At 50.9% G+C, this 17,871-nt stretch carries 17 protein-coding genes and 1 other annotated feature; of the genes, 10 read left to right on the top strand and 7 right to left on the bottom strand.

The features are described from left to right. The first annotated feature begins 136 nt into the window (after positions 1 to 136). The 7 genes from EKM73_RS01610 (at position 137) to EKM73_RS01640 (ending at position 8,587) form a co-directional block, all read left to right on the top strand. Entirely contained in the window at positions 137 to 937 is an 801-nt protein-coding gene (locus EKM73_RS01610) for an SDR family NAD(P)-dependent oxidoreductase (protein ID WP_164508816.1), read from the top strand. Positions 938 to 1,234: 297 nt separating this feature from the next. Further along, a complete protein-coding gene (gene aldA / locus EKM73_RS01615; RefSeq protein WP_125700244.1) occupies positions 1,235 to 2,710 on the top strand; it encodes an aldehyde dehydrogenase in 1,476 nt (491 codons plus the stop codon). A 232-nt stretch (positions 2,711 to 2,942) separates the two neighbouring features. Continuing rightward, a complete protein-coding gene (locus tag EKM73_RS01620) occupies positions 2,943 to 4,067 on the top strand; it encodes an NAD(P)-dependent alcohol dehydrogenase (protein ID WP_020089903.1) in 1,125 nt (374 codons plus the stop codon). Between the two features lie 296 nt (positions 4,068 to 4,363). Next, positions 4,364 to 4,717 (top strand): MmcQ/YjbR family DNA-binding protein, encoded by a 354-nt coding sequence (locus tag EKM73_RS01625; RefSeq protein WP_125700245.1) that lies wholly within the window; start codon positions 4,364 to 4,366, stop codon positions 4,715 to 4,717. A 113-nt stretch (positions 4,718 to 4,830) separates the two neighbouring features. After that, positions 4,831 to 5,081, top strand: a binding site (T-box leader). Between the two features lie 131 nt (positions 5,082 to 5,212). Next, positions 5,213 to 6,856, top strand: coding sequence for a peptide ABC transporter substrate-binding protein (locus EKM73_RS01630; protein ID WP_125700246.1), 1,644 nt, complete (start codon positions 5,213 to 5,215; stop codon positions 6,854 to 6,856). A 552-nt stretch (positions 6,857 to 7,408) separates the two neighbouring features. After that, positions 7,409 to 7,942 (top strand): GtrA family protein, encoded by a 534-nt coding sequence (locus tag EKM73_RS01635; RefSeq protein WP_125700247.1) that lies wholly within the window; start codon positions 7,409 to 7,411, stop codon positions 7,940 to 7,942. A gap of 72 nt (positions 7,943 to 8,014) precedes the next feature. Further along, positions 8,015 to 8,587 carry a cadmium resistance transporter gene (locus EKM73_RS01640; RefSeq protein ID WP_125700248.1) on the top strand — a complete coding sequence of 191 codons (573 nt, stop codon included), beginning with the start codon at positions 8,015 to 8,017 and terminating at the stop codon, positions 8,585 to 8,587. 81 nt (positions 8,588 to 8,668) lie between these two features. Here EKM73_RS01640 and EKM73_RS01645 read toward each other — a convergent pair whose 3' ends face one another. Continuing rightward, a complete protein-coding gene (locus EKM73_RS01645) occupies positions 8,669 to 9,283 on the bottom strand; it encodes a LysE/ArgO family amino acid transporter (protein WP_125700249.1) in 615 nt (204 codons plus the stop codon). A gap of 133 nt (positions 9,284 to 9,416) precedes the next feature. Next, on the bottom strand, positions 9,417 to 10,013 hold the full coding sequence (locus tag EKM73_RS01650; RefSeq protein WP_125700250.1) for a sugar O-acetyltransferase: 597 nt from the start codon (positions 10,011 to 10,013) through the stop codon (positions 9,417 to 9,419). Between the two features lie 106 nt (positions 10,014 to 10,119). On the opposite strand from EKM73_RS01650, the gene EKM73_RS01655 reads away from it, so the two are divergent. Next, positions 10,120 to 10,812: a hypothetical protein gene (locus EKM73_RS01655; RefSeq protein ID WP_125700251.1), complete on the top strand. Its 693-nt coding sequence runs from the start codon at positions 10,120 to 10,122 to the stop codon at positions 10,810 to 10,812. A 42-nt stretch (positions 10,813 to 10,854) separates the two neighbouring features. Here EKM73_RS01655 and EKM73_RS13020 read toward each other — a convergent pair whose 3' ends face one another. Next, entirely contained in the window at positions 10,855 to 11,040 is a 186-nt protein-coding gene (locus EKM73_RS13020; protein ID WP_225421249.1) for a helix-turn-helix domain-containing protein, read from the bottom strand. A gap of 185 nt (positions 11,041 to 11,225) precedes the next feature. Then, positions 11,226 to 12,116 (bottom strand): LysR family transcriptional regulator, encoded by an 891-nt coding sequence (locus tag EKM73_RS01665; RefSeq protein WP_125700253.1) that lies wholly within the window; start codon positions 12,114 to 12,116, stop codon positions 11,226 to 11,228. A gap of 136 nt (positions 12,117 to 12,252) precedes the next feature. On the opposite strand from EKM73_RS01665, the gene EKM73_RS01670 reads away from it, so the two are divergent. Further along, a complete protein-coding gene (locus tag EKM73_RS01670; protein WP_125700254.1) occupies positions 12,253 to 13,890 on the top strand; it encodes a malolactic enzyme in 1,638 nt (545 codons plus the stop codon). 216 nt (positions 13,891 to 14,106) lie between these two features. Beyond that, positions 14,107 to 15,078, top strand: coding sequence for an AEC family transporter (locus tag EKM73_RS01675; protein ID WP_125700255.1), 972 nt, complete (start codon positions 14,107 to 14,109; stop codon positions 15,076 to 15,078). A gap of 151 nt (positions 15,079 to 15,229) precedes the next feature. On the opposite strand, the gene EKM73_RS01680 is transcribed toward EKM73_RS01675, so the two are convergent. The 3 genes from EKM73_RS01680 to EKM73_RS01690 all read right to left on the bottom strand — a co-directional run bounded on the left by EKM73_RS01680 (position 15,230) and on the right by EKM73_RS01690 (position 17,634). Next, a complete protein-coding gene (locus EKM73_RS01680) occupies positions 15,230 to 15,592 on the bottom strand; it encodes a nuclear transport factor 2 family protein (RefSeq protein ID WP_164508817.1) in 363 nt (120 codons plus the stop codon). Positions 15,593 to 15,597: 5 nt separating this feature from the next. Further along, positions 15,598 to 16,200, bottom strand: a complete 603-nt coding sequence (locus EKM73_RS01685) for an NAD(P)H-binding protein (RefSeq protein ID WP_125700257.1) — start codon at positions 16,198 to 16,200, stop codon at positions 15,598 to 15,600. 93 nt (positions 16,201 to 16,293) lie between these two features. Next, on the bottom strand, positions 16,294 to 17,634 hold the full coding sequence (locus EKM73_RS01690; RefSeq protein WP_125700258.1) for an MFS transporter: 1,341 nt from the start codon (positions 17,632 to 17,634) through the stop codon (positions 16,294 to 16,296). Positions 17,635 to 17,871 lie beyond the last annotated feature (237 nt).

Here is a 17,871-nt window from a genome sequence, read left to right on the forward strand (position 1 = left end):
GATTCGGTTATTCAACAAATGTTCGGGTTTATGGCCCCATTCTTTGCACCAATCCGCTTAAGCTGGTATGGTACCTTCAGGCGGGTATGTTTCACGTGAAACAGCTCGTATCCATCGAATATCGGAGGCAAAACTCATGACAAAGACAGTTATTGTCCTTGGTGCCGGTTCTGGCTTTGGACTCGCAATTACGCGAGCCTTCAGCGAGGCCGGCCACCACCCTGTCCTGGTCGCCCGTAACGCGCAGAACTTACAGACCATGACGGAACAACTTCATACGGAAGGCTTGGCGGCCGACTGGATTGCTGCGGACGCAACTGATCCGCAGCAAACGGCTCACTTGTTCATGCAGGTGACCCGACAATTCGGCCATCCCCAGACTCTCGTCTACAACGTTGCGAATACCGCACTGGACGGCCCCTTAACCACGCCCACTAGTGAGATTAGCCAACGCTTCGATACCAACGTTCTCGGTGCCATTACCACCAGTCGGCAATTCTTGGAACTGGCCCCAACTGACACCCCTCGCAACATCCTATTCACGGGTGGTGGCGCTGCCCACCATCCTGACAAAACGACGACAACCCTCTCACTCACCAAGGCAGCCCTCCGTAGCTATGTCCTTTCCTTAGCTGCCGAAATGGCTGGTACCAACACCTACGTGGGCTTGCTGACGATTCAGGGAATCTCTGGCACCAGTGAGGCCATGCTTCCCGCGAATGTTGCCCAGATCTACGTCAAGGCCGTGAAAGACCGCAGCACAACGGAAATATTTTATCCAGGCACCACCGCAAACTCCCCCTCTGAATTTGAACAATTGCGGAAACTCACTGCCGATCCGGTTAAGCGCCACGACTTTTTAGCAAGTCATCCTAGTGCTGCGGCCTTTCTTCAGAACCATCCCGAATTTTTGGAATCTAGCGGTCCCTCCCGCTGACCTGTAGTTTAGAAAGTTTCCGACAAATCTTCCAAAATTTATGAACCTCTAGTCGCTCTTGACGTTTGCCAAATTTCAAGGGCGACTTCGGCCACAAATTATTGTGAATCAATTTGCAATCAAACACAAAAGGGACTATAACGATGTCGAGTAATCAAATAAATACGCGCGTTTAGTTTTGATTATGTTTTGCTCACGTTGTAACAATCTGTGACGTTTTTTCGTTTACTACCCAGATATATTCGATGTTATCGCATCTACCGATTTGGATAATTGGGAAAGGAAGTATTTCGCATTATGACACAGAACTCTGTCGCACTGAAACATTATCAAATGTACATTAACGGTGAATTCAAGGACTCCACTTCTGGTAACTTGATCACCGTGATCAACCCAGCTACCGGGGAACCCATTTCCACTGTTCCTAGCGCAACCCTCGATGAAACTCGTGAAGCCATCGACGCTGCCTATGAAGCTCAGAAATCCTGGAAGAAGGTTCCTGCCGCAACCCGTGGGCAATACCTCCACGACGTTGCCACCGAAGTTCGTAAAGACTCCGCTCACTTGATTGCCATGCTGCAAGAGGAACAAGGCAAGATCAAGTCATTAGCCACCACGGAAATTATGTTCTCTGCCGACTACTTTGACTACATGGCCAGTGCTTCGCGGACTTATGAAGGAGAAATTCTCCAATCCGATAACCCTAACGAAAGCATCATGATCGACAAGCAACCAATCGGGGTCGCTGCCGGGATCTTGCCTTGGAACTTCCCATTCTTCTTAATTGCCCGGAAGATGGGTCCAGCCTTGGTTACCGGGAACACAATCGTCATGAAACCAAGTACCGATACGCCTAACTTAGGCCTTGAATTTGGGAAGATTTGTGAAAAGGTTGGCATTCCTAAGGGTGTCGTCAACATCGTTACGGGACCTGGTGCCGTCATCGGGGACGAACTTTCCAAGAACAAGAAGATCGGGATTATCAGCCTGACCGGTTCCGTTAACTCCGGGAAGCGGGTCATGGCTGCCGCTGCCACCCACATGGCCAAGGTATCTTTGGAACTTGGTGGGAAAGCACCTGCCATTGTTTGCAAGGATGCCGACATCGATTTGGCCGTCCAATCCATCATCGATTCACGGGTCGACAACAACGGGCAACTCTGCAACAACTGTGAACGGGTCTACGTTCAAGAAGACGTTGCGGATGAATTCACGAAGAAGTTGGCAACCAAGATGGGCGAAGTTACCGTCGGCGATCCAATGGCTCACGAAGACATTGGCATGGGCCCACTGATTAACCAAGCCGCTTTGGACAAGGTATCTGGCATGGTCGACCGCGCTGTTAAGGCCGGTGGCAAGCTGGAAACCGGTGGCCACGTCGTTAAGATCGCTAGAGGCTTCTTCTTCGAACCAACCGTCATTAGCAACGTCAAGCAAGATTCCGAAATCGTGCAAGACGAAATCTTTGGTCCAGTCCTCCCTGTCTTGACCTTTAAGACGTTGGATGACGCCATTGAAATGGCTAACGACAGCGACTTCGGGTTGACCTCTTCCATCTTTACCGAGAATCTCGACAACGCCATGCGTGCTTCCAAGGAACTTGAAGATGGTGAAACTTACATCAACCGGTTCAACTTTGAAGCCATGAACGGGTCTCACTCCGGCTGGAAGGAATCTGGTATCGGTGGTGACGATGGGAAGCATGGGATTGAAGAATTCCTGAACACTCACGTTATCTACCTGCAAGGCCATCCTGAAAAGGCCAACGGCTAGTCATAGCGTCGAAAAAAGGTAATTCGTCAGGAATTATCTTTTTTCCTGTGAATGTGAAAAAAGTGATTAATTCCGTCAGTTTCGATGTTTTGACGCCAGTATCATAAACACCGGTATGACGGTGATTAGAAGGACATAGGTAGCAACTGGCTTTTATGAAAGCGCTTGCTTTTCTCGCTACATGTGTGATAATTATCAATGTAAACATAAATTTAAAACCGAGGTGCCAATTATGAAGATTAAAGCTGCAGTTGTTGATAAGCAAAATGCTGATTTTGAAATTCGTGATGACGTTGAACTGGCCAAGATGGGCCCAGATGACATTCAAGTCCACATGGTTGCCAGTGGGATCTGTCACTCCGACGAAGCGCTCCGTACCGGAGTCGCCGTCATTGACTACCCTATCGTATTGGGGCATGAAGGCTCTGGGATCGTTGAAAAAGTCGGCCCCGAAGTTACCCAATTCAAGCCAGGCGATCACGTTGTCCTGAGTTTCTACGGCTGTGGGAACTGTAAGAGCTGCCTGAAGGGGATTCCAACGCAGTGTGAAAACTACGCTGCCAACAACCTTTCCGGGGTTCGGCCAGATGGGACCGCGCACTTTACCGAAAACGGTCATGACGTTGCCGACATGTTCGACCAAAGTTCCTTCACATCAACCACGGTCGTTCGGGAACGGAACGCCGTTAAAGTCGACAAGGACTTGGATTTGCGGGGCTTAGGTCCTCTGGGCTGTGGCTACGTAACTGGTTCTGGGACTGTCCTGAACACCTTGAAGCCAAAGCCTGGTGACACCATCGCCGTCTTTGGGACTGGAGCCGTTGGGTTGGCTGCTATGATGGCCGGCCGGATCTCTGGTTGCACCAAGGTTATCGCCATTGATATCGTGGATTCTCGGCTGAAGTTAGCCAAGGAACTCGGTGCCACTGACACCATCAACAGTAATGACGTAGACGACGTGGTCAAGGCTGTGCAAGACTTGACCGGTGGCTACGGGGTCAACTACGCGGTCGACACGACTGGGGTTGCCAGTGTCATTTCCAACTCCATCAACGCCTTGGCACAAGGTGGGACTTCTGCTGCGATTGCCGTAACGAACCACCACATTGACCTGGATACTTGGAACGACCTCTGTGTCAACGATAAGAGTGTCATCGGGGTCAACATGGGGGACTCCATTCCTCAAGTTGATATTCCGCGGTTGATTGAATTCAACAAGTTAGGCATGTTCGACTATCAAAAGACTGAAAAGTTCTACAAGTTCAGCCAAATCAACGAAGCCAATGCCGACTCCGTTTCCGGGAAGACCATCAAGCCAGTCTTGGTCATCGATGAAGACTACGTTCCTGGTAAATAAACGCTAATATTTAGGTAAAGGAAAGTGAGATGTCCTGTGAGGCATCTCACTTTTTGTGTGCTCTGCCAAATTTGACAGAGAGGGCCTCCTGTAGCTTTCACCCAGTATGCCTGAAACGAACGGCAATAGCGAGAACTATCGTTTTACCCACTTAGCTAACAAGTTACTGGGCTAATCCATAGCGCATTCATCTCTGCATTTATCAGTTGTCCGCCCAAACATTCCCGTTCATTGACCCAGCCCCTGATACCGCATACACTAAAATTAGTTCCTAAATGATTAGGAGGTTTTCGCCCATGGCAACTCGTCAAAATATCTTCGATTACATCGCAAATAATTACGCCACTAAACCCGTCTACACATTCAAAAGTTTCCCCCACTATGCCGTACTCAAGACACCGCAAGACAAGTGGTTCGCGCTGGTCATGAACGTACCTCAGAAAAAATTAGGCCTCTCCGGCACCGATGAGCTCGACGTCATCGACCTCAAAGTCGACCCCGACCTCGCTGGTATTCTACGCCAGAAGCCCGGCTATCTCCCGGCCTATCACATGAATAAGGAACACTGGCTCACCATCGTTCTGAACGATCAGACCGATACCAAGACCCTCTATCAGCTCATCGATGATAGTTATAACTTAGTCGGCTAAGCTGAATAATTAATTATTAATAATAAATAAGCCAACCAAAATAAATTCCAATCCCCGGGTTGACACCAACTTTTTTCCGGGGTACACTAGCCTCAATTCAATAAATCGTCCGAAACAAACCATTGAAGTGGAGATCAAGATTATCGTGCACGTAAAGAGAGCCGTCGTTGCTGAGAGTACGGCCGAACGCAGGTAGTTAAATGGACCACCGAGGGCTTCCCCGAAACATTCGTAGTACGGGAAGACGTGCGACATACGTCAGTTGTCAGGGAAATGTTAGTTTCCTGTGGAGAGGGATGGGGTCCGTCTATTTGACGACGACCCATCTAATTAAGGTGGCACCGCGGTTAAAACCGTCCTTAACACATTGGCTGTTGAGGACGGTTTTTTGCATACATTTTTAACCTAACCGAGGAGGAACCCTAATGCTCAAACGATGGCAAAGCTCAATGTTATTTCTAACCCAGACAATCACACAATTTGGAGGAATACATCATGAGTTTATTAGATCACAAGAAAGCTTTACTATTATGCGCCGGAATCGTTGTTCTCGGCGGCGGAATCTTCGCCGTCACTGCGCACTCGAAGTCCACTAAGACCGCGGCTGCCCAGCACTTAAACCTGTACCAGACCGCCACGATTTCCAGCCTAGACGTTTCCAAGATCACCGACAATATCTCCAGTAACACGCTCAGCCAAGTTGGCGAAGGCCTTTACCGCCTGAATGCCAACAGTCAGGCCGAAAACGCCTTGGCTACTAAGACCACCGTTTCCGACAACGGCCATCAATACACCATCAACCTGCGTCACGATGGCAAATGGAGCAACGGCGATCCCGTGACTGCCCAAAACTTCGTCTACTCATGGGAACGGACGCTGAATCCGAAGTCCAAGTCGGAATTCACCTATCAATTTGCCAATATCAAAAATGCTAACGCCATTGCCGCCGGGAAGAAGTCGCCATCGACCCTCGGCGTCAAGGCTGTCGGCAAGTACCAACTGAAGATCACACTGAGCCAACCCGCTTCCTACTTCAAGAAGATGCTGGCCAGCACGACCTACTACCCACTGAATGAAAAGGCCGTCAACAAGTACGGCAGCAAGTACGGTTCCTCTGCCAAGACGACCGTCTACAACGGGCCATTCACCCTCGCCAACTGGAGCGGAACCAGCGACAACTGGACGTTAAAGAAGAACGCCAGCTACGCCGAAGCCAAGTCCGTCAAGCTGCAATCCATCGACTACAAGGTCATCAAGGACAGCACCACGGCCTACAACCTCTACCAGTCCAAGAAGCTTGACCAAGTCACGTTGAGCGGCGAACAAACGACGCAAAACAAGAATAACGCCAACCTGAAGTCACTATCCGCCGGCCGGATCGGCTTCATTCAATACAACGAAAACAACAAGGTCGCTGCTAACCAGGACTTACGGATGGCCATTTCCCTGACTGTTAACCGGCAACAATTGGCGACGAAAGTCTTGAAGAACGGCTCCGTGCCAGCCAAGACGTTCGGTGTCCACGATATGATGAAGAACCCCAAGACCGGTGCTGATTTCACCAGCGACGCCTACACCAAGGGCACCGTAGATTACGCACCAGCACAAGCGAAGAAGCTCTACCAGAGTGCCTTGAAGCAACTCGGGAAGAAGTCCGTCACGCTGACCATTACCTGTGGTAACGACGACGCCAGCCAAAACATCGCTGAATTTGTTCAAAGTGCTATCACCAGCAAGTTAGGTGCCAAGGTCGAAGTCCGGGCAATGCCATTCCCGTCCATGCTCAGCAACGTTTCCAAGGGCAACTTCCAACTGAACCTGACCAGCTGGGGCATGGATTACGCCGACCCAATTCAATCCCTACAGATTCTACAATCGGCGAACAATTCTAACATGGGCCACTACGACAGCAAGGCTTACGATGGTGCACTGAAAGCCGCTGAAGGAACGGACGCGCTCAACAAGACCGCCCGTTACCAAGACCTGGTCGCTGCTGCACAGACCGCACTGAAGGACCAAGCCGTCACCCCACTCTACGAAAGCCGAACCAGCAGTCTGATCAACCCTAAGATCAAGGGTGTCGTCTACAACAAGTTCAACGGTGACGCGGATTACCGCACCGCTTACGTTGCCAATTAACACCTGTTCCACAAATTTACAGTAGCCCCTCGCAACGCGCTCATGAAATCTATGGGCGCGTTGTTTTTTGCAAAACTAATTAGATAATCTTGACTCTCATATAAAGCCACCAATACTGTCACGTTAATTACAAGCTTATTACCACATCCTCTTACTAATGTTTAAACACTATCTAAGCCGAAGGCAACCAAGGATGTAGCCAGCCGTGACGATGACGTTAGGACGGGCGCTTGCTTCTTCCCGTGCTTACGTCATGGGACGACCTTGGAAACTCGCGGTTTTTGCGAGGTTTCAAGTCGAGGTTCAAGACCGCACTTTGGCTTGGACCGGTCCCCACAGCAGGCGGAATCCTTGGCTGCCATAGGCGAACCATATTGGTTAAACCCTTAGTAAGTTTCAAATTAAAGGTGGTGTTGCGTTGCAGTGACGGTTAAAAACGGTATAATTAAATTAGCAACTTAATTACACGTTTTCATAACTCAGGTTGACCGCTGAAAACTCTCGTAACGGTATGCCTCAGGGTTAGAACGTCACAGAAAGGTCTCAGAAGTTATGGAGAGCGAACCAGAAGACAAAACGCCATTACGGCACGACCATTACCCTACTACTGAAGCAGAGTATGAAGCGGAGTTAACTGAAACGGAAGCAGAATTCGAAGAACAACTAGAAGAAGTCGAAGACAAGGTTCACGGCCAAGTCCAACGTTACCTGTTATTCGGGGCGTTGACCGTCGTCGTCAACATCGCCCTCTTCTACTTCCTATCCCACACCCTGGGCATCGAATACCAACTGGCCAACTTTATTGACTGGATTCTGGTCGTCCAAGGGTCATTCTGGTTGGACCGGACGTTTGTCTTCAAGCACAAGTCCAACACCCCATTTCGTGAAATGGGGACCTTCTACAGCACGCGGATTGCCACGTACTTGATTGAATTCGTCATGCTGTGGTTAGGGATCTCCGTCATGGGCGCCAACGGGACCATCACCAAGATTATCGGTCACGCGGTTGCCGTCACGGTCAACTACTTCCTATCCATGAAGGTCGTCTTCAAGCACAAGCCTGAAGCCAAAGAAGAAGCTAAGTAACTAGACAAATGAAGCGGTCATCTCGCTGGAGACGGCCGCTTTTTCATTTCAACATAAAGGTTGGGTCTGTTCATGTCACTGTCACTACTGCTCACCAGCATCGGCATCTTCTTCGTCACGGATACCGATGATCTCATCGTGCTCCTGCTCCTCTGGCTGGCCGCCAAGAATCGCCGGCAGGCCCGAGCCATCATCATTGGCCAATACCTGGGCATCATCACATTGATTCTCGCCTCGTGGCTGATCAGTCGGGGAATGCTCCACTTCAACGTGGCTCACTGGACCCACTGGCTGGGTTTGGTGCCATTCATTCTGGGGGTGACGGGCCTCGTCAACTGGTGGCCAGCACGGCATAACCAAACGTTGCCGCCCCAACTGGCCCGTGTTGTCAGTCTGCCGTTGATGTGGTCGCTAACGCTAGGCAACGGCGGGGATAACCTCAGCATCTACATCCCCTTTTTCACCGGTCTAACAGTCACCGATTTCGGTGGGGTCTTCCTCATCTTCATGGTGCTGGTCGCCCTGTGGCTGTTTGTTAGCCACCGTCTTGCCCGGTCAACGGTAGCGACTGCCTTCTTCGCCCGGTTTGGCGCGTGGTTGTCACCGCTCCTCTTCATCCTCGTAGGATTGATCATTCTTTTCTAAAATGTTTCATGTGAAACAAAAGCAGCGCGTTCAGACAATTCTGCCCGAACGTGCCGCTTTTTTGACGCATAGTTCTGAATTTTACCAAAAGAGTTGGCCGGCTTGCCAGAGCAGGTAGGCCCCATAAAACATGACGACGATTCCAGAAAGAATGTTGACCCAGAGCATCAGCTTCTGTGGCAACCGTTCCTTCAGCAGTCCCAGAATCAAAGTGATGCTGGCAAACCAGATAGCGGTCGCCGTGATGACTCCAGTGATAAAAGGAAAGACTTCTCCGTCGGCCAGCGTACTCCGCAGAGCCCCGAACATCAGACTCGTATCGATAATGGCTTGGGGATTGGCCCAGGTCACGACCCACGCATTGACCAGCGATTTACCCATGGGCATGGTCTGACTGGAACTCGCCAACCGGAAACTACTGGCGGACCGCAGAATCCCGAATCCAATCCAGAGGACCAGGATTCCCCCGAGGAGCATAATAATTAATTTAACCGTTTCGTGGGCGCCAATCAGTGCCCCCATCCCAAAGAAGGCGGCTAAGGTCAGTGCCGTATCGGCAATCCAGACCATCACGGCGACGATGCCGGCCCGCGGTAGGCGTTGATTAATGGCGTTATTAAAGACAAATAAATTTTGCATCCCGATTGACGAGACCAACGCGATGCTCAGTAACAGCCCGCGGAAAAACATCGACATAGAAATTCTATCCTCTCATTTTGCACTATCTAATGATGATACACCACCTGAACGAAAAAAACAGCCCCCAGGCGAGCTGTCAGTGTAACACGGATCTCTGTCAATTGATAATTTCTAGCCTATCAGCCTAATTTCAAACGAAGTCTTGCCCGACAAATCCGGTCTTGTCCGCTGCCGTGATTGGCCGCAACACGTGACAAGGATTCCCCGCAGCAATCACGTTAGCCGGAATATCATGCGTCACGACACTGTTGGCGCCAATAATGGTGTTCTCGCCAATCGTAACGCCCGGCATCACCGACACATTGGCCGCCAGCCAGCACTGATCGCCAATCGTAATGGGCTTGGCAATGCACCCACCCAGCTGACGTTCAGTCGGATCAAACAGGTGATTACTGGTATACAGACCCACCTTGGGGCCAAACAAAACACGATTTCCAATTGTAATCCGACCACCATCGAGCATGACCACATCATAATTGGCGTAGAAGTCCTGACCAACGTGAATATTCATGCCAAATTCGCAGCGAAAGTTGGGATTGACCACTGGATCAGCGCCGGTGCTCCCCACCAATGCCGTAAATAACTGCGTCCGTTCCGCCGGATCATCCGCGGCATTGAGCGCATTGGTCTTTGCCGTGGCCTGATCTCGTGCGGCAATCAACACGGGATCGAGGTCGCTGTAAGGTTTACCAGTCGCCATGTAGGCAAATTTTTCTTGTAAGTTCATGGGGAAACCTCCTTTTAAAATTAATCATACAAGTTCTGAAAATCAGTCGCAACTCCGCCAATCCCAGGTATAATGGGGGCAAGACAAACTTTACAGGAGGATTACTATGAGCCACGACCACATCATTTATCAAGCCAGCCTCACCCCACAGGGCGACCCGCAGATCACATTTACCCCGGAGACCCCCGACTACGCCAACATCGACGTTTTCCGTAATCTACTCATGCTCTCCATGCAGGCATCCCAGGATGTCTTGCACCTGTCCGACGATCAATTCGAAAAGCTGGTGACTGATGCCTTGGCCGAAGCTCAAGAACGGCGGCAAGACAACCTGTTGACGCCACAGGATACTCTCAAATTAATCACGAAAAATCTCATGACCAACAAGCGGGAAGAATTTACCATCCCCCTCAGTGACCTTCAGGATCTCAGTAACGACGACGATACGTTGACCGTGACGACGTCTAAATTTTCATTTTCCTTCATTGATAACGAAGCCTACAAACAGATTAAAAAGAATGTGCCGGCCGATGCCATCGATCAGATTCCAGACGCACTGGGCATCGATCACGTGCTCTACGCCTACAAGTCCAACCGCGAGGGCGTGGGCCAGCTGATCCAGTACGCACAGGCCCATAACCTCTATACCGAAGTGACCACGGATGATGACGATGACGAAGTTCCTGATACGCCAGAAGAATTCGACAAATTCATGGAACAGGAATTTGGCTACCTACGAGATGACAATAACAATCAGTCCGGTAAGCCCTCAAATATTATTCCCTTTCCCAAACGATAGACCAAAACTGCCAGCGCCTTTTTAGGGTGCTGGCAGTTTTATTTAGCCAATCGAAATGGACAGCGACTGATTTAGAGCTTGCGCAATCCGTACTAGCGTTTTAACTGAAGGATTGCCTGTGCCACTCTCTATCTGACTGATCGTGTTTAAGTCAATGTTTGCCCCTCCGGCTAGTTCCTTTTGTGACATCCCAGCAGCCTCACGCGCTTGGAAGACAGTTACTGCCAGCTCAAGCTGAACTGTTGCCTATTCAAAACCAGCCTTGAACTTCAGATCCTTCATCATGCGTTGGATCAAATCATCTACTGCCTCAGTTCGCATTGTTCTTGCTCCTCCGTTAACGCAACCGTCTAGAACTTACCACACATACTCTAGAACAAAGCGCCTCCAATAGAAAGAGATAGCTCTCGGTCCTACGCTTTTTCTTCCAGTGTCCCTCGCAGCACCGCCAACACCTGCTTCTGCGCCGGCGTCAGCACGTGTGACGAGCGGTAGACAATACTGGAAATAAACGCCGGTTGCTCGTCATCCAACAGTTCCAGCCGGACCACGTCATCGCGGTGCTGATCGACCAGGGCCGTCAGATAGGTGACGCCCACATTTTCTGCGACCAGATTCATGATGATATGGGTATCGCGGGCCCGGTAGACCACGTCCGGCCGGAAATGGTTGCGTCGCGCTAGCTGATTGAACGCCGTGTTATGGATAAAACTACTATTAAATAACACAAACTTTTCTCGGCGTAGCTCACTGAAGTAAATTCGCTTGCGCGATGCCAAGGGGTGTTGACGCGAGACAAAAATATTGAACGGCTTGCGGTCGAACTCCTCGGCCACTAGCGTCTCGTACGCGAGGGGGGCCGTCGACCCTAGCAGAGCCAGATCCACTTGCCCGTCACGCAGGGCGTTACGCAGCCAGACCGACCCACCTTCCAGCGTCTCGATATTCTCCAGCATGCCCAGTTCCTGCAAATGCGCCGCTACCCGTGGAAAATAGTGGTTCTCAATGATTGGCGGCAGTCCCAGCACCGTTCGCTGCTGCGTCAGATTGCTGATCTCATGGTGGGCCAGCGCCAATCTTTCCAGAATGGCCGCCGCGTGAATCGCCAGTTGCTGGCCACTCGCCGTCACCGTCAGGGTGTTGTGGACCCGGTCACGCAACACCAGCTTCGACCCAAATTCCGTTTCTAATCGCTTGATGGCAGTGGTAATTGTCGGCTGAGTCACGCCAAACTCTAGGGCCACTTGCGAAAAGTTTTTTAAATTAATTAAACGGTCGAAATAGGCTAAGTCTTTTGTGTTCATTTCAGAATCTCCCTCTAGCACTGTTTATAGACTCATTATAAATTATTTTTATAACGACTGCTAGATTTGACTATAGTTTTCGTAACCGGTTATAGTATGACTTGTAAAGTTAACCACGAATTGGAGGAAATCATCTATGAAATCCACAGCTTCAATCTTAAATAATCCATTTTTAAACAAAGGCACCGCGTTCACTCAGGCTGAACGCCAATCACTCGGCCTCGTTGGCACGTTGCCTAGTCACGTCCAAACGCTGGACGAACAGGCCACGCAAGCCTACACCCAATTCCAAAGCAAGCCTAACGACCTGGAAAAACGCATTTTCCTGATGAACCTGTTCAATGAGAACCGGACGCTCTTCTTCCGGCTGATGGACGATCACGTCGTTGAATTCATGCCAATCGTGTATGACCCAACGGTTGCCGACTCCATCGAAGAATACAGCCACCTCTTCACCGACCCCCAAAACGCCGCCTTCATCTCCGTGGATGATCCCGACAACGTCGAGGCTGCCTTGAAGAACGCCGCTGACGGCCGGGACATCCGGTTGGTCGTGGTTACCGATGCTGAAGGTATCCTCGGTATGGGCGACTGGGGCGTCAACGGTGTCGACATCGCCGTAGGTAAGCTGATGGTTTACACCGCAGCCGCCGGTATCGATCCCGCCCAAGTGCTACCCGTCAGCATCGACGCTGGTACTAACAATGCAACCCTACTCGCCGATCCCCTCTACTTAGGGAACCACCACAAGCGGGTCTACGGTGACCAATATTATGACGTCATTGACCGCTTCGTAACCGCGGAACAGAAGCTATTCCCAGAATCACTCCTGCACTGGGAAGACTTCGGGCGCTCCAACGCTCAAGTCATCCTCGATAAGTACAAGGATAAAATTGCCACATTTAACGATGACATCCAAGGGACTGGGATGGTCGTCTTAGCCGGGATCCTCGGCGCCTTGAACATCTCCAAGGAAGATATCAAGGATCAAAAATTCGTGACGTTCGGTGCCGGAACTGCCGGCATGGGTATCGCCAACCAAGTTCTCGATGAATTGAAGCGCGCTGGTCTTTCCGAAGACGAAGCCCGCAAGCATTTCTACGCTGTTGACAAGCAAGGCCTGTTGTTCAGTGACACGCCTGACCTGACCGCAGCGCAAAAGCCATTCACCCGCGACCGTGCCGAATTCGACAACGCCGACGAGCTGACGACCTTAGCTGCCGTGGTCAAGACGATTCATCCAACGGTCTTGATCGGAACTTCCACGCAACCGGGAACCTTCACCGAAGCCATCGTTAAGGACATGGCGGCTCACACGGAACGGCCAATCATCTTCCCACTGTCTAACCCAACGAAGCTGGCCGAAGCGACGGCTGCTGACCTGATCAAATGGACGGACGGTAAGGCCCTGATTGCCACCGGGATTCCTGCCGGCGACGTGGACTACAAGGGCACCACTTACCACATCGGTCAAGGAAACAACGCGCTGATGTACCCCGGCTTGGGCTTCGGTCTAATCGCCGCTAAGGCCAAGGTCTTAAATGGTGAAACACTATCCGCCGCTTGCCACGCCCTCGGGGGCATCGTCGACACCACAAAACCCGGCGCTGCCGTCCTGCCACCCGTTTCTCAACTGACCGCATTCTCCCAAAAGTTGGCTGAAATCGTGGCCCAAAGCGTCCTCGACCAGAAATTAAACAAGGAACCCATCACCGATGCCAAGCAAGCCGTTGCTGACATGAAGTGGATTCCAGAATACAAGAGCCTCGACTAACCTGTTCCTAAACAACTTAATTCAATGTCACCTTGTGCCAGCAGGAGTTGGTTCGCCCCAATTCCCGCTGGCACAATGCGTCACGGTCTATTGTGTATGATTAAATTGCAGTATAACAGTTAATCAGTAAAACCACTTATCTCAAAAATAAATCACTACCTTACAGCACTTGGCATAAGTCGCTGAAAGAAATTATTTGAAAGAAGGACGTCACTCGTGGCTGTTTTATGGAATTCAATTCAAAGTGTCCTCGTCGTTGTTTTAATCATGATTCTCGGTTTTGTCCTCCGGCGACAAGGCTGGTTCGACGATAAATTCGGCGGGACCATCTCAAAATTTATTAAGAACATTGCCCTGCCCGCTTCCATCTTCGTTTCCGTTTTAAGTCGGTTAACGCGGGGGCAACTGGTCTCCTTCTCAGGCTATCTGGTCTACGCCTTTCTCGCCGTTATCATCGGCTATGTCATTGCGTTTGGCCTGGTGCGACTCATGCACGTGCGGCCCGGTCGTAAGGGGATATTTATCAACGCGATGGTTAACGCCAACACCATCTTCATCGGATTGCCTTTGAACATCGCCCTGTTTGGCGACAAGAGTATGACCTACTTTCTGGTCTACTATATCGTCAACACCGTGTCCACGTGGGCGTTCGGGGTCTTCCTGATCTCAAACGATGACCCAACCCAGCCGAAGGAAAAGCACCACAACAAGATCGACTGGAAGAAAGTCATTCCGATGCCACTGGTCGGTTTCCTGGTTGCGCTGATCTTCTTGCTCCTCAATATCCCCGTGCTCAAGGTCAGCTTCATTAACTCGACGCTGACCTACGTGGGAAACCTGGTAACGCCGCTCTCCCCGATTTATATCGGGATTGTCCTGGCCGATGCCGGGTTGAAGAGTATTCACTTTGACCGCGATACCGTTGTCGCCTTGCTGGGTCGGTTCGTCCTGTCCCCTATCCTGATGGTCGGGGTACTCCTGGCTGCCGGTCATTTCGGCGCCACCTTCCCAACGCTGGCTTCACAAACGCTGATCGTGCAATCCGCAACACCAATGCTAGCCGTCCTGCCAATCCTGGCGAACGAATCCCATGGTGACGTGGAATACGCCACCAACGTGGTCACGACCAGTACCGTCCTGTTCATTATTGTGGTACCAATCTTGATGTCATTGATTCAATTTATCTAGTTTGCTTACTTCCGATTTTACGAGGGGCACTGCCGTTATGGTGGTGCCCCTTTTTGATGCCTAAATTTTCTCAAACAAAAAGGCCACCCCTCACTGGAAGTGGCCTCTAATGTTTCACATGAAACATTGACATTGCTTTAATTTTTACCCGTCAGTAGGTCGTCACGACGGCTCCCATAATCTGCAGCTCGCCAGCGACGCGTTGGACCATCATATCCGTATTCAGTGGCCATTCATTCTTGCCACTGCCATGAATACTGGCAACAACCCGGTTCTGCCCAACAACTCGCCAGCCATCGCCAACAGCCGTTACCGTCACGTGATCCTCAACGGATGAGAAGTACCGCATGGTGCCCCGTTGGAGTTCCCCCAGCCATTCGGCGCGAAGCTGAACGTAGCCGGTCATATGGGTCAGTGTGAAGTCTGGTGCCAACAGCCGATCCAATACCACCGTATCGTCAGCGGCCATGGCAACGTTGTAGGCGCGATATAAATTCAAGATTTCTTCGTTCATAGTCATCACTTCCGGTTAATTCCCAAGCTGTCTCGTGACCCCAGCGTGTCGTCGTGCGCTAACCGCATCACGAGGTCGGCAATACTCTGCCTGGAAACATCGTGGCCACCGAAGGGCTCGCCCTTCTTAGTGACTTGGTAATCCGTGTCGCCACCATTGTCGAACCAGCCGGGACGGATCACCGTGTAGTTCAGGTCAGAGGCTTCCACAGCATCGGCCGCGTTCCGATAACCCTGTAACATGGGGTTGCTACGCAGGTTCCCACTCGCACCAAGACTAGCCGGAATTTCATTGTAGATACCCATGGAGGCGATGAATAACAGCCGCTTGACGCCGGCCTCGTCCATCCCCGCAATCAAGCTCTTGGCCATGCCAGCCAAGTTGCCACTCAAAGCGGCGAAGACCACGTCCTGCCCCTTTAAAGCATCCTGTAAAGCCGTCGCATCGGTGACGCTCCCACTCACTGCCCGCTCGCGATCAGACAACTTGCCTAAACGTGCCGTGCTCCGGGCCATCAACGTTAAGTGATCGTCCGTATTGCCCAAGAAATACTGCCGGGTGACACTGCCCACAGAACCCGTTGCGCCAATAATTAAGATGTTTGTCATAATGAATATCCTCCGTTCGTGATTGCTTAAAACTAGTGTAGTGCCTTGCAGTTACTTCAAGGCAAGCGTTATTTGCAAATTAATTTAACTTTTTTATTTTGACTGCCGTTCACCCGGCACAATCAGAAAGATTGCCGCTAACAGAGCCAATATCAACAGGGCACCACCCATTAAGATAGCGTGTTGGAAGCCAGCGACTTGGCCGGTAAACAGCCCTTGCACCGTCACCAGAATTGACAATCCCACAGAGCCCCCAATCTGATGCATAACGTTAACAACACCAGAGGCTGCCCCCGCGTCAGTACCACGGGTATGGGCCACACCGGCCGCCGTAAAGGGACTCAGCGAGAAGCCTTGACCAATCCCGACGATGACCATTGGGGCGGCAATTCCCCACCAGTAGCCAACTGCCGGCGTAAAGCGGCTCATCCAAATCATGCCAATTGCAGTCAGGGCAATCCCGATGACCAGCAAGCCGCCATTGCCCCATTTCGCCGTTAACCGCGCCACTTGTAAGGCCACGATAAAGTTTACGATGGTTAAGGGGAAGAACGCCACCCCAGCCATCAGGGCACTGAATCCGAGTTGATTCTGCATCAGCTGTGGCGTGATGAACCAGAAACCCATCATCGCCCCCAGATAGAGAAACCGGCCAATGTAGGCCCCGATGCGTTCGCGGTCGGTGAATAATCGCAAGGGCATGATGGGTTGCCCCGTCCGGTGTTCCTGATAGATGAAGATTCCCAAGAACAGGATCGCTAACAGAAAAACTGACAACTTGGCCCAGTCACCGATGATGCTGTAGACCAGCGCACTCATCCCGATTAGAGAACTAAAGGTACCCAGCCAATCTAATTTACCCGTCTGACCGTTGTCCCTGTTCAACTGCTTAGTGGCTAAATAGAACATCCAGATGCTGATGGGAACGTTCATGAAGAAGCCGACACGCCACGTCAATAGGCTGGCGAAGACCCCACCGATAACCAGACTTACACTGGCCCCGATACCAGCCATGGCCCCGTAGTAGGCAATTGCCTTCACCCGTTCGGCCCCCTTATAGGTGTCCATCAGGATGGCTAACGTGGTCGGTGCCAGAATGGCCGAGCCAATACCCTGAAACGCCCGCGACGCAATGATCATGGGCGCGTTAACGGCCAGGCCGACAAGTAGCGACCCCAGGCCGAAGATCACCAGCCCAATCTCGAACACCCGCCGCCGGCCAAACAAATCACCCGCTCGGCCACCTAGTAGTAAGAAACCACCAAATGTCAGGGAGTAGGCGCTGCTGACCCAAGACAGGGTCGCCTGATTTAAGTTCAAGTCCTGAGAAATCTTGACCATTCCCGTAAAGATAATTGAATTGTCCAATAGAATCATAAAGTAACTCATTAAGATGACCAGTAAGATCCAGTCGAATCGTTTTTGCTTTGCCATGTTTGTTTTACCTCTCTCATCTTTCAAGTGAATGATTAGGAGTTTAGACCTTCATCTGCACTTCAAGGCAAGGGGGAATTTGAAAAAAGTTACATTTAAATTCAACACGCGAGAATTTTTCAAGCTACGCCAGTCATTCGCAAGAAAAAAGGGGCAACGAAAAACACGTGCTAACCCATTAAAGTTAGCACGTGCCAATTATCATTATATTATGATTTTCTTCAAGCCCATTTTGTG

It is taken from the genome of Levilactobacillus fuyuanensis (assembly GCF_003946395.1).
Classification (GTDB): domain Bacteria; phylum Bacillota; class Bacilli; order Lactobacillales; family Lactobacillaceae; genus Levilactobacillus; species Levilactobacillus fuyuanensis.